Annotated in this window: 11 protein-coding genes; 4 read left to right on the forward strand and 7 right to left on the reverse strand. The window is 68.6% G+C overall.

Annotated features, from left to right (window positions below):
• Window positions 1–39: 39 nt before the first annotated feature.
• Window positions 40–1,050, forward strand: a complete 1,011-nt coding sequence (locus QHF84_RS37215; protein WP_281318291.1) for a fatty acid desaturase — start codon at window positions 40–42, stop codon at window positions 1,048–1,050.
• A gap of 7 nt (window positions 1,051–1,057) precedes the next feature.
• Here the strand turns inward: QHF84_RS37215 and QHF84_RS37220 are convergent, their stop codons facing one another.
• Window positions 1,058–1,483: a hypothetical protein gene (locus QHF84_RS37220; protein WP_281318292.1), complete on the reverse strand. Its 426-nt coding sequence runs from the start codon at window positions 1,481–1,483 to the stop codon at window positions 1,058–1,060.
• 264 nt (window positions 1,484–1,747) lie between these two features.
• On the opposite strand from QHF84_RS37220, the gene QHF84_RS37225 reads away from it, so the two are divergent.
• Entirely contained in the window at window positions 1,748–2,716 is a 969-nt protein-coding gene (locus QHF84_RS37225) for a hypothetical protein (protein ID WP_281318293.1), read from the forward strand.
• Between the two features lie 15 nt (window positions 2,717–2,731).
• Here QHF84_RS37225 and QHF84_RS37230 read toward each other — a convergent pair whose 3' ends face one another.
• The 4 genes from QHF84_RS37230 to QHF84_RS37245 are packed head-to-tail and all read right to left on the reverse strand — an operon-like array spanning window position 2,732 to window position 7,378.
• Window positions 2,732–3,769 (reverse strand): SUMF1/EgtB/PvdO family nonheme iron enzyme, encoded by a 1,038-nt coding sequence (locus tag QHF84_RS37230; protein ID WP_281318294.1) that lies wholly within the window; start codon window positions 3,767–3,769, stop codon window positions 2,732–2,734.
• Window positions 3,766–5,670 carry a M20/M25/M40 family metallo-hydrolase gene (locus tag QHF84_RS37235; RefSeq protein ID WP_281318295.1) on the reverse strand — a complete coding sequence of 635 codons (1,905 nt, stop codon included), beginning with the start codon at window positions 5,668–5,670 and terminating at the stop codon, window positions 3,766–3,768. Before QHF84_RS37235 ends, QHF84_RS37230 begins: the two co-directional genes overlap by 4 nt.
• Before the next feature lie 40 nt (window positions 5,671–5,710).
• Entirely contained in the window at window positions 5,711–6,124 is a 414-nt protein-coding gene (locus QHF84_RS37240; RefSeq protein ID WP_281318296.1) for a hypothetical protein, read from the reverse strand.
• A 60-nt stretch (window positions 6,125–6,184) separates the two neighbouring features.
• Entirely contained in the window at window positions 6,185–7,378 is a 1,194-nt protein-coding gene (locus tag QHF84_RS37245; RefSeq protein WP_281318297.1) for a mechanosensitive ion channel family protein, read from the reverse strand.
• 46 nt (window positions 7,379–7,424) lie between these two features.
• On the opposite strand from QHF84_RS37245, the gene QHF84_RS37250 reads away from it, so the two are divergent.
• Window positions 7,425–8,312, forward strand: coding sequence for an alpha/beta fold hydrolase (locus tag QHF84_RS37250; protein WP_281318298.1), 888 nt, complete (start codon window positions 7,425–7,427; stop codon window positions 8,310–8,312).
• Between the two features lie 3 nt (window positions 8,313–8,315).
• Here the strand turns inward: QHF84_RS37250 and QHF84_RS37255 are convergent, their stop codons facing one another.
• Window positions 8,316–9,032, reverse strand: coding sequence for a hypothetical protein (locus QHF84_RS37255; RefSeq protein ID WP_281318299.1), 717 nt, complete (start codon window positions 9,030–9,032; stop codon window positions 8,316–8,318).
• A 145-nt stretch (window positions 9,033–9,177) separates the two neighbouring features.
• Between QHF84_RS37255 and QHF84_RS37260 the strand changes: the two genes are divergently transcribed.
• Window positions 9,178–10,740 carry a 4-hydroxyphenylacetate 3-hydroxylase N-terminal domain-containing protein gene (locus QHF84_RS37260; RefSeq protein WP_281318300.1) on the forward strand — a complete coding sequence of 521 codons (1,563 nt, stop codon included), beginning with the start codon at window positions 9,178–9,180 and terminating at the stop codon, window positions 10,738–10,740.
• A 13-nt stretch (window positions 10,741–10,753) separates the two neighbouring features.
• On the opposite strand, the gene QHF84_RS37265 is transcribed toward QHF84_RS37260, so the two are convergent.
• Window positions 10,754–11,608, reverse strand: coding sequence for a hypothetical protein (locus QHF84_RS37265; protein WP_281318301.1), 855 nt, complete (start codon window positions 11,606–11,608; stop codon window positions 10,754–10,756).
• Window positions 11,609–11,674 lie beyond the last annotated feature (66 nt).

Consider the following 11,674-nt stretch of genomic DNA (forward strand, 5'->3'; position numbering starts at 1 on the left):
CCACCTTCCGCCCCCGACGATTCTTACGTGGAGCGAGTGATGGCCGGACAGGGCATGGACGCGGTACCCAAGGAGATCTTGCGCGCGGCCTACGAGCGCAAGCCGATCTACCTGCTGAAAATTCCGCTGCATTATGGCCTCTGGGCGGGCCTCGCGTGGGTCCTCTACGCGACGCAGCATCATCGTTTCGCGATCCCGATCGGCATCGTGGTCGCGTTTACGATCGCGAACCTGATCCGCGGGCTCGGGGCTGCGGGGCACGACGCCGTGCACGGAAACCTCTCGCGTTCGAAGACGATCTCGTACTGGCTCGCGCTCCTCTGCTGGTCCCCGTCGGGGTTTCCGGTGACGCTCTACGCGAACTATCACCTGCACCATCACAAGATCACGAACACGTATCCCGACGTCGACAACGTCGTGGTCACCGATTACACGAAAAACCCCACGCTCGCGAAGCTCTTCCTCTTCTGCGTCTACACGTTCGCGTACCCGATGTATTTCCTCGGGCAGATGCTGAAGTTCTACATGAAGCGCCTCACGCCGGCGCTCCAGTTGCGGACGCACCTCGAGACGCTCGGTTACTTCTCGCTCGTGGGCCTCGCCGCGTGGAAGATGCCGTTCCAGGTGTGGTTCTTCTGCTTCGCGCTGCCCTTCATCTTCGGGGCGATGCTCGCCAGCGTGACCTCGATGATCGAGCATTTCGAGATGCCGGCGACGGACGACGACGCTTACAGCTCACGCACGTACGGGACGAAGAGCGATTTCCTCAATTTCTTGTGGAACAACGTCACGTACCACAACGAGCACCACAAGTACCCGGGGATCCCGTTCTACAACCTGAAGAGCTTCCACCACGCCGCGTACCCCTATTACGACGAGCGGGTGAAGGCCGAATGTTACACCTCGGTGCTCGGCCCGACGTTCATGCTCTGGGGCCGCATCCTGAAGCTCGACATGGGCAAGCTCGAGGAGAAGTACAGCGGCCTCGACAAGCAAAAAGAGCGCGAGAAGATGCTCGCGGTGCAGGGCATTCAGCCCGGCGCGGCCTGATCTCCCCTCACGGTCCTCCGGGCACGCAGATCGCGGTCGGCCCGCCCGCCCCCAGACACGAAAATCCAGGATTGCAATCCTGCGCCGAGCCGCAGGGCATCGCACACCGTCCGGTCTGCGCATTGCAGCGATGGCCGCCGCACACGATCGCGGTGGCCTCGGTGCACAGGGGCGAGAGCGGGCTCGGCGGCGGCGTGGCCGTACCCGTGGGCGCCGCGGGCGCCTGACCGTATCCCGCGACCTGCCCCTGGGGCGTGGTGCCATAAGATCCGGCGACGGTGCCTTGCCCGGGCGCGGGCGCGTACGCGTTGCCGCCCTCGACCGTCGGGGGCGAACCGTCGGCCTGGCTGCCGCCACATGCTGCGAAGAAGAGCACCGCGACGAGCGCGAGCCCGCCTCGGAAGCCATGTCGCCCACGATGTCCTGGCCCCATGCCCGCAGCCTAGCGGAGACGAGGGCCCGTGGAAAACCTTAACGAGAGGCGGGGGCGTGCTCGACGCGGTGGGTCAAAAGGCGGGGATCGTGCCGCCGGGCTGTGCCGGGGACGGAGAAGGAGGCATCCGAGCGGGGCTGTGTTGACGCGACTTTTTATTTTAGAAATTTACGAGTGTTGATGCACATTTTTGGACAAACGTTTTTCTTGACGGAACCCTCGGACAAACGTAAGCGTTGCGCGGCCGTCCTGGAAGGAGGTTCGATGACCGATTCCGTGGAAGAAAACGACAGCGTCGACCTGATCCTCCGCCACGTCTCGCACCGTTTTCCCGAGGATCTCGCGCGCGGCTTGCTCGGCGTCGAAGGCCCGCTCTCGGCGACCGTACTCGAAACGCAGGTCGCCTCGCGGCACCGCCAGCTCGACCGCACGCTCGATGTCGAGGTGAAGGGCAAACGAAGGCTGCTCCACCTCGAATGGCAGGGGGAGATGCCCGCGAACATGCCATTCCGGAGCTACGAGTACCAATCGCTCATGGCGCTCGCCATGGTGGCCGAAAGCCGCGCGGGCTCGCAGCTCGTACCGCCGATCGAGAGCGTGGTCGTGCTCCTCGGCGGCCGAGCGGAGCCCTGGCCGCCGCATGGCTCGTATCGCCTCTCTCCCCCGGATGCGCCGTTTTCCGGGGTGCATTTTCGTATCGAGCCCGTGTACCAGCGGACCGTCGCCGAGCTTGCGGCGCGCGGCCCCTTCTGGCTCATCTTCGCGCCGCTCGCTGTGGATGCGGACGAGCCCCGCATGCGCCGGGTCGTGGACGATCTCCGGGCGCAAGTATCGCCCGAGGCGTTCGAGGAGCTCGGCGTGGCGATGGCGGTCCTCGCGGAAGCCGATCAGCGAGGCCGAGATCTCCGAACTGTGATAAGAACTTTGTTGCCCAGGGAGCTGGTCATGAATAACTGGATCTTCAGGGAAGGATTGGAAGAGGGGCGGCAGAAGGGGCGCGAAGAGGGGCGCGAAGAAGGACGCGAGGAGGGGCGCGAGGAGGGCCTCCAGAAAGGCCTCGCCCCGCTCGCTCACCTGTTCGAACGCCGCCTCCGCCGCCTTCTCACGCCGGCCGAACGTGCCACGCTGGCCGAGCGGCTCCTTCAGCAAGGCGCCGAGCGGCTCGGCGACGTGGTCCTCGACCTCTCCGCCGAGGACCTCGCCTCCTGGCTCGCCGCGACGAACGGGCACTGACGCCCGTCCGCCCCGTCAGTTCCCCTCCGCCTTCTTGCAGCAGCGGAACCCTTCCTCGTAGCCGTAATCGTCTTCCTTGTGGAACCCCACCGTCGGCCGGCAGCGGCCGCGCACCGGGCCCCACCAGCCGCCTTTCAGCCCGCTCCGGTTCGGGTATTTCTGCTTCGGCCGGACCACCCATTCGTTGATGTTGCCGTTCAGGTCGTACACCCCGAACGGCGACACGCAACGCGGCATCGAGCCCGTCGGCAAGCGCTGATCGAGCTTCTCGAGCTCCGCCTTGCACTCCGGGCGCTTCAAGCACCGCTCGTACTTGAACAGCTTCTTTTCGCGTTTTCGATAGGGTTTGTCGATGTTGCACGCCGTCGGGTCGCGCTCGTAACCGTACGTGTACGGCAGCATCGCCTCGCCCTCGCAGGCGAAATTGAACTCGGCCTCCGAGCAGAGGCGTTTTCCCTTCGCCTCGCAAAGCTTCTGCGCGTCGCCCCACGAGACCAGGAGCGCCGGCAGCTCGCCTTTCTGGTTCGGCCATTCATAACGGTCCATGCAGAACCGCATCGGCGTGCGTTTCTTCGAGAGGCACACCGACGGCTCCTCGTACCGCATGCACCGCTCGCTCACCGTGCTCGGGCCGGATCCCTCGCCCTGCTCGGACGCCTTTTTCTTCTTCGCCTGGTCCTTCTCGAATTCGTCGTGGTGCTCGACGCACCGCTGCTGCACGAGCGGGCAATACTCGCCCGCGACGAGCACCATGTCGGACGGACAACCCTCGCTCGTCCCAGGCAGCGCCGCATTCGCGTCCGTCGCCGCGTCCACTTCCGCCGCCGCATCCGCGTCGGCGTCTGCATCGGCATCCAGCGCCGCATCGGCGATCGCCGCGTCGAGCTCGGCGCGTGCCTCCGCAGCCTCGATCGCCGCATCGGCAGCCGCGTCGGGCGCCGGAGGCGTGGAGCTACCCCCCGAGCATGCGGGCGCCGTCGCCGAGGTGGCGAGCGCGACGCAGAAGAACACGCCGAGGCCAAGCCTCGACGGACTCGTAAAACGCTCGCTCATCGGCCCGGGGCGGGGATGATCTTCAAAGCCACGCGCTTGCCGTCGCGCTCGACCTCGACCGTGATTTCGCGCCCCGGCTCCAGGTCGCCGAGCGCGAACACGTAGTCGTGCACGTTCGTGATCTCGTGCTTGTCGAGCTTCACGATGATGTCCCCCGCCTGCAGGCCCGCGCGCGCCGCGGGTGCGTCCGGACGCACGCCCGTGAGCTTCACGCCCTTGCCCTGCCACGCGTAGTCCGGGATCGAACCGAGCGACGCCCGGAACCCTCGCCCGCCGCCTCCGCCGCCCTTGTGCGGATCCTGCGCCGCCGGCGCCTCGACGAACGCGAGCCGCTCCGGCCGCTCCGCCACCGCCTGCGTGAGCCGCGCGGCGAGCGTCGCGGCGAGGTCGATGCCGCCGATGTCGACCTTGTCGGAGGTGTCGCTCGGCTTGTGGTAGTCGTCGTGCACGCCCGTGAACAGGAACGCCACGGGCACGCGCGCCGCCGTGAACGAGGCGTGATCACTCGCGCCGAAGCCCTCGGCGCCGAGCTTCAGCGTGAGCGAGAGCCCCGCGTTCGCCGCGTTCACGAGCTCCGGCCACGCTGCCGCCGTCCCCGTGCCGTCGACGACCAGCGTCCGGTCACGCATGCGGCCGACCATGTCCGCGTTGATCATCGCCGTCACCGAGCCGATCGGCACGGGCGGGTGCTCGACCCAGTGCCGCGATCCCAGCGTGCCGAGCTCCTCGGCCCCGAACGCGATGAACACGATGCTGCGCGCGGGCTTGTCGGCGAGCTTCGAGAAGCGCCGCGCCACGTCGAGCAGGAGCGCCGTCCCCGAGGCGTTGTCGTCCGCGCCGTGATGAATCTCGCGCGAGCCCGGCGCGCGCGAGTGCGACGTGCCGCCCCTGCCGAGATGATCGTAGTGCGCCCCGACCACGACGTACTCCTCGGCCGTCTTCGATCCCGCGCGCGCGGGCAGCCGCCCGACCACGTTCCACGCGTCCGCGAGCGTCGGCTCGATCCGCGTCGCGACCGAAAGCTCCGTGCCTGCGAGCGCCTTCGGCTTCCCCGCGGCCTTCGGCGAGCTCACCGCCGCGTCGTCCCACTTGATCTCCGGGAACAGCGCCTTCGCTGCGCTCCGCTTGATCACCACGGCCGGGATGCCCATCCCGCTCGCGCTCTCCGGCGCGGCCGGAAGCTCCTCGCCCGCGACCACCACGATCGCCGCCACGGCCTTGTGCTCGCGGGCCGTGCGCAACTTGTACCGCACGCTCTTGAAGTCGCGCAGCGCCTCGGCGTTCTTGCCGCCGGACTCGGGCTTTGGCGCGCCGTCCACGATCAGCGCCACCTTCCCCGCGATCTCCTTGCCGGCGTAGTCGTCCCACGACGCCGCGGGCGCGGTCACGCCGTGCCCGACGAACACGACCTCGCCCTTCGCCTCGCCCGTCTGCGCGCCTTCCGCCGTGATCACGTCGGCCGGCGCCGGCGTCTTCGCCGCCTTCTGGCCCTTCTTCGCGAGCGAGACCGTCGGCGCTTCCACCTTCGCGCCGACGCGCGCGGAAAACTTCTGCTTGAAGCCCTTCGCGTTCCCCTCCGCGTCGCCGAACGGCTCGAGCCCGAGCTCGCGGAAGCGCTTCTCCACGTGCTCGGCCGCTTGCTGCGCGCCCGGATCCCCTGTCCCGCGACCTCCGAGATCGTCCGACGCGAGTCGCTTCACGTCCTCGTCGATCCGCTGCGGATCACCCTTTTCGATCGGGTTTTCCGCCTTCGCCGCGGGCGCTGCGCTGGGCAGCTCCGGCGGCACGGGCGGCGGCGGGGTGACGGGCTCGGCCGCGGGTCCACAGGCGACGAGCAGGGCGAGGATGGACGCGGAGATCGCGAGGCGCCCACGAAGGCGCGGCAGGAGAGTCGGCTTCACGGCCAACGCCTCTACCACGAACTCGGCCGCGCGATCACCATCACCAGGGCGATGCCTTCTGCGCCGTACGCACGAGCTCGACAGCGCGGCGGCCGATGTACTCCTCCACGTCGGCGGGGGCGATGTGCCGGTCCTTGGCGAAGTCGAACTCGCGCGGCTTGCCGTCGCCGAACGTCACGCGCACGACGGCCGCGTCCCGGGCGAGCTCCACGCGCAGGCTGAAATCGCCGAGCTTCAGCTTGAAGTCGTCCGCCTGCTCGTTGAACGAGGGCGACTGCCCCTTGTCGCGCAGCCGATCGCGGGTGAAGCGCAGCGCCTCCGCGCCGAGCGAGAGCGCCGCCTCGGCCGTGTGGAGCGCCTCTTGGACGCGCTTTCGATGCCGTTCCTGCTCCTCGGCGTCGCGCTCCGCCTTGGTCTTCGCTGCCTCGATGAGCTCGTCTCGCCAGCTTGCCACGGGGCCTCCTCGTCTCGGACTTTTGTCACGTATCCTTCAGAACGGTCCCGCTGTAAAGCCTCACCGCTCGTGCCTCTTCTCGGCCGGGCCCGGCTGCGGAGGGGACGGATAAGACGCCACGTGGACCGTCTGCGTCGGAAACGCGAACGACGAGCCGTTTTTCTCGACGATCTCCATCAGCCCGAGCAGGATCTCCTCCCGCCACGTGAGGAACTCGGTCCACTCGCACGAGTCGAGCCACACCATCACCTCGACCGTGAGCGACGAGTCGCCGAAGCCGATGAAGTTCACGTTGATCGCGTCCGGGTAAATCCCCGGCCGCTCGGCGAGATAACTCCGCATCTCCTCCACGATCCGCCGCATCGCCGCCGGGCTCGTCGAATACACGAGGCCGATCCTCGCGTGCAGGCGCAGTCGGTCGCGGGCGCTGTAGTTCTCGATCCGCATGTCCGAGAGCCGCCCGTTCGGCATCGTCACGAGCGTCCGGTCGAGCGTCCGGATCCGCGTCGAGCGCAGGCCGATCTGCTCCACGGTCCCCACGAGATCGTCGACCTTGACGAAATCGCCGATGTGCAGCGGCCGATCCACGCCGATCGTGAACGAGCCGAACAGGTTCTCCAGCGTCTTCTGGCTCGCGAGCGCGACCGCGATACCGCCGATCCCGAGGCCCGCGATGATGCCCGTCACGTTGAGCCCGAGCTGCCCGAGCACCAGGATGAACCCGAAGATCACGAGCAGGACCTTCGCGGCCTTCGTGCAGATCGCCACGAACGAGAGAGCGCCGCCGCGATCCTTCGTGTCGCCTCCCTTCGCGATGCGCGCCCCCACGCGATGCGCGAGCACGTCGAGCAGGCCGAAGAGGCCCCAGAGCAGGCTCGCGACGAGCAGCGCGTCCACGCCTCGGCCCACCACGTCGCTCGCCGCGCGGCGCAGCGCGATCGCGGGCTCGACGGACCAGAATGCCGTCGTCCCGAGGAACAACGTCGCGGGTCCGCGGAGCGCGACGAGCAGCTCGTCGTCCCAGGTCGTCGCCGTGCGCCGGGCGATCGGCGAGGTGAGGCGCACGAAAATCGCGGACAGGAGCGCCCCCGTGAGCATCGACAGCACGAACGCGAGCGGCAGCGCGACCCACTGCCACATGGCCACGCCATAAACCGACTTCGTGTAAGACCAGGTCGGCAGGTTGCGGATCACCCATCCCGGCGTCACGCCGGGCTGCGCGGCGAACAGGGCGATCGGCGGTTCGTCCAGCATGGCGCGCACTGTAGCGAAGGATCCGGCACGTGGTAGCCTCGTCCCCATGATCGCAATCGGGCCCGTCTCCGCCCGGACCGACGACGGCTGGCACCTCCGCGGCGAGGTGCTCGCCGAAGGCCGTCGACCCGCGGTGGCGCTGCTCCTGCACGCGATGATGGCGAGCCGAAGGAGCATGGACAAACCACGCGGCGCGGGCCTCGCCTCGACGCTCGCCGCGGCTGGGCTCTCGGTCGTCTCCATGGACCTGCGTGGCCACGGCGAGAGCGGCCCCTCCGCGCGGGAGGGCGCGAGGTACACGTACGATGATTACGTGCTCTTCGACGTCCCCGCGCTCGTCGGGCTCACGCGCTCCTTGTTCCCGGACAAACGTGTGATGGTCGTGGGCCACAGCCTCGGCGCGCACGCCGCGCTCGCCTCGGCCGGCGTTTTTCCCGACAAGGCGCCCGACGCCATCGCCTCGATCGCCGGCAACTTCTGGTTCCCTTCGGACGAACCGAGCCTCGCGCGTCGCGCCGCTAAGGCGGCCGTGCTCCGGACCTGGCTCGCCGTGACCGAGACGATCGGTCACTTCGACCCCAAACCTTTCCGCATCGGCACGGACGCCGTCGCGCTGCCGTACATCCGACAGTTCTGGAAGGTCTGGTCCTCCGATCGTTACGGCAGCGTCGACGACCGGTACGATTATGCCGAGGCGCTCTCGCGCGTCACGTGCCCCGTCCTCGCCGTGGCGAGCGAGGGCGACAAACTGCTCGCGCACCCCGAATCCGTGGCGCGTTTCTTCGCGCGCATCGGCAGCCCGAACAAGGCTTTGCGCATCGTCACGCACGCCGAGCACGAAGGGAGGGCGCCCGATCACATGGGGCTCGTGACCGATCCGCGTTCGCTCCCCGTCTGGCGAGAAATCGCGGAATGGGCGGCGTCGCTCGCCTGACGCTCAATCGATCTGCAAATGCCAATGCGGCGGCGCCGACTCCTCGAGCAGCGTCACGCCCTTCGCCTCGTTCACGGCCGCGACGAACGCCTTCTTGTCGGCGGACGACATGTCGCGGTTTCGCACGTCCACGGCCCCGGCGCGCAGGTGCGCCGAAATGTACACACCGCGGGCGATCTGCGATTTGAGCACCTCGTGCATCGCCGCGACGATGTCGTCCGGCTCCTTGCGCGCCGCCCGCGCTCGCTCGTACGCCTGCTTGATCTCCCGCGCGGCCTCCTTGTTCCGGTAGAGCTGCATCGGATCACCGCCGAGGCGCAGCATCTTGTACATCGCCTTCGCTTGCCGCGCGGCGTCCCGCGTCCCGCTCGTGACCGTGACGTGTTTTCCCGTCCGCCGGAAATACGCCTCGTCGATTGCGTCCACCTTGTCCGCGACCGGATCCGGCAGCGTCACGTCGTTGAGCGCGCTCCACGCCGGAGGTTTTCCCCGCGGCGTCGACTTTTCGAGGCGCGGCGGCGATAGGGGCGGACGGGCGGCCTCCTCGGGCGACAGCGGGGGCAGATCGTCGCAGTCGAGGGCGAGCGCGGCGCGTGGCTCGGCCGTGGAGATCGGCGGCAGGAGGAAGGACGCGTCGAGCTCGGCGACCTCGCGCGAGCAGCCTGTGCCGAGGACGAGCGTACAGGCGAGGGCGACCGTTCGAGCGAGCGAGCTCCGCATGAGGGCGCCCGCGATGTTGCCTCGGCTGGCCGTGCGCGCCAAAAAAGCGACGTCCTTTCGCGACGCTGTGGGGTATTCTCGGCGAAATTTACAGGATGACGGGCAGACCGGGGTAGACTCCCGGGCTTCGCCAGGAGACGACCTCATGAGCGCCCCTCGCACGAATGGCACCGCGGCCCCTCGCCCACGCCCGCTCACCGGCGCGGAGTACCTCGAGAGCCTGCGCGACGGGCGTGAGGTCTGGATCCGCGGCGAGCGGGTCACCGACCTCCCGAGCCACCCGGTCTTCCGCAACGCCACGCGCATGCTCGCGCGGCTCTACGACGCCCTGCACGATCCCACGAGGCAAGCCGCGCTCACGGCGGAGACGGAAAGCGGCTCGGGCGTCCGTACGCACCGCTTCTTCTGCATCCCGCGCAGCATCGACGACCTCGTCGCGACCCGCGACGCCATCGCGGAATGGGCGCGCATCACGTACGGCTGGATGGGACAGAGCCCGGAAGAAGGCGCGAGCCTCATCACGACGCTCGGCGCCGCGCCCGAGGTGTATGGCCGCTTCGCCGAGAACGCGCGGAGCTGGTATCGCAAAGCGAGCGGGCAGGCCCTCTTTTTCCACCACGCGATGCTCGATCGCAAAAGCCACCCGCCGAACGCCGCGGCCCCCCCGCCGCTCTACATCGAGCGCGAGACCGACGCCGGGATCGTCGTCAATGGCACGACGCCCGTCCCCTCGGTCGCCGCGCTCTCCCATGGCAGTTTCGTCGTGCATCCGGGCATCCTGCGCGACGAGGAGCTCCTCCTCTCGTTCGTCGTGCCGCTCGGCACCCGCGGCGTGAAGCTGCAATGCCGCCCGAGCGTCACCACGAGCACCAAGCTCCACGGAAGCCCCTTCGATCATCCGCTGACGAGCCGCCTCGAAGACGACGAGGCCGTCCTCTCGTTCGACGAGGTGCTCGTGCCCTGGGAAAACATCTTTCTTTATCGCGACGACGGCGGGCGGGCGGCGGCCTTCCAGCGCGCCTCGTTCGCCGCGCGCGCGAGCTTCCAGGAGTGCACGCGCCTCAGCATCAAGCTCGAATTCCTCGCGGGCCTGCTCCTTCGCTCCTCCGAGGCGGCGGGCACGGGCGGCTCGCCCGAGGTCCGCGCCTCGCTCGGCGAGGTCCTCTCGTATCGCAATCTGTTCTGGGGCCTCACCGAGGCGCAGGCGCGGGCCCCGGCCCCCTGGGCAAACGGCGCATTGCTGCCGAACCCGGAGCACGGTTTGTCCTTCCGCATCTTTTCGACCCTCGCTTATCCGCGGCTGCGCGACGTCATCGAGCGGGCGGTGGGCAATGGCCAGGTCTTCCTCTCCGCGAATGCGAGCGATTTCCAGAACCCCGAGACACGGGCGTACCTCGAGCGCTTCGTGCGCGTGGAGAACGGCTATACCGCGCTCGATCGGGTCAAGCTCACGAAGCTGCTCTGGGACGCGCTCGGCGGCCAGATCGACAGCCACTTCGCCTCCGGCGACGGATACGAGAGCGCCGACGACATGCGCATCGACGTGCTCTCCGCGGCCGCCACGAGCGGGCTCGCCGAGCGCTGCAAGGCCTTCGCCGGCCGCTGCCTCGACGAGTACGACCTCGAAGGTTGGCGCACCAAGGATCTCTTCACCCCGAACGAGCTCATCCCGGTCGTCTCCTCGCGGCGGCGGCCGTCGTCGTGGTGAATGCGGGGACTCCTCAGAAAAACCCCTCCAGCGCAATCACGCAAAGCTCCGCGGGCCGCTCCGGGTCATCGGGATCGGTGACGGCCCAGATCGTCTTCCGCTCGGGATCGAACGTGATCCCTTCGACCTTGCGGCACGACCCCTCCCCCGAGGGCTCTTCGAGCATCGCATACCTCGCCTGATCCCCCGCGAGAATGCCAACGGCAGCGCCCACGACCGGCCCGTCGTCGATCGCGTTCGGCGTGCCCTCCGCGACGGCGAGATACAGCGTCCGCCCGCCGAACACCGCCGCGTCCGTGAAATGCAGCGGCACGCCGCCCGCGAATCCGAGGTCGTAAAATGCGTGCCCGAGGACCTCCACGGCGCGCCCTTCGAGCACGCTCCCGACGACGTCCACGATCGCGCTCGCCCGAGGCCCCGCGCCGCGATGAAACAGCCGCAAAACCTCGCCGGCGAGCACCGCGCCCTCGACGTTCGGCCGGACGCCGATCCGCGCCTCGACGGCGTCGAAGAGCGCTCCGAGGTCCGTCACGTGCACGCGGCCCGAATCGAGATCGACCGACGCCTTGTGCCTGCGCCTCTCCGCCGACCCCGACCCGAGCACGGTCACGGCCCGCCCCGGCCCCACGAACGCCGCCTCGAAATCGGGCTTTCGCGCCTTGGGCAGCTCCTCCCCGCTCCCTGCGAGCGTCGCGCGCGACATCTCCCCCGAGGCGGGATCGACCCACACCACCGAGAACGCGTCGTCCTGGATCACGAGCAACCGTCGGTCGTGCCAAACCACGGCCGAGCCCGCACGCACCCCGGGCAGGGGCCGGGACGCGAGGATGCGGGCGCGCAAATGGGAATCCGGGGAAGCTTTGATCACACGTCCGCCACTACCCTGGATTGCGGCCGGACGACAACCTTTCTCTCCCCGCGCCCGCCCGCTCGA

Origin of the sequence: Polyangium sp. y55x31, assembly GCF_029946505.1 — a bacterium.
Taxonomy (GTDB): domain Bacteria; phylum Myxococcota_A; class Polyangia; order Polyangiales; family Polyangiaceae; genus Polyangium.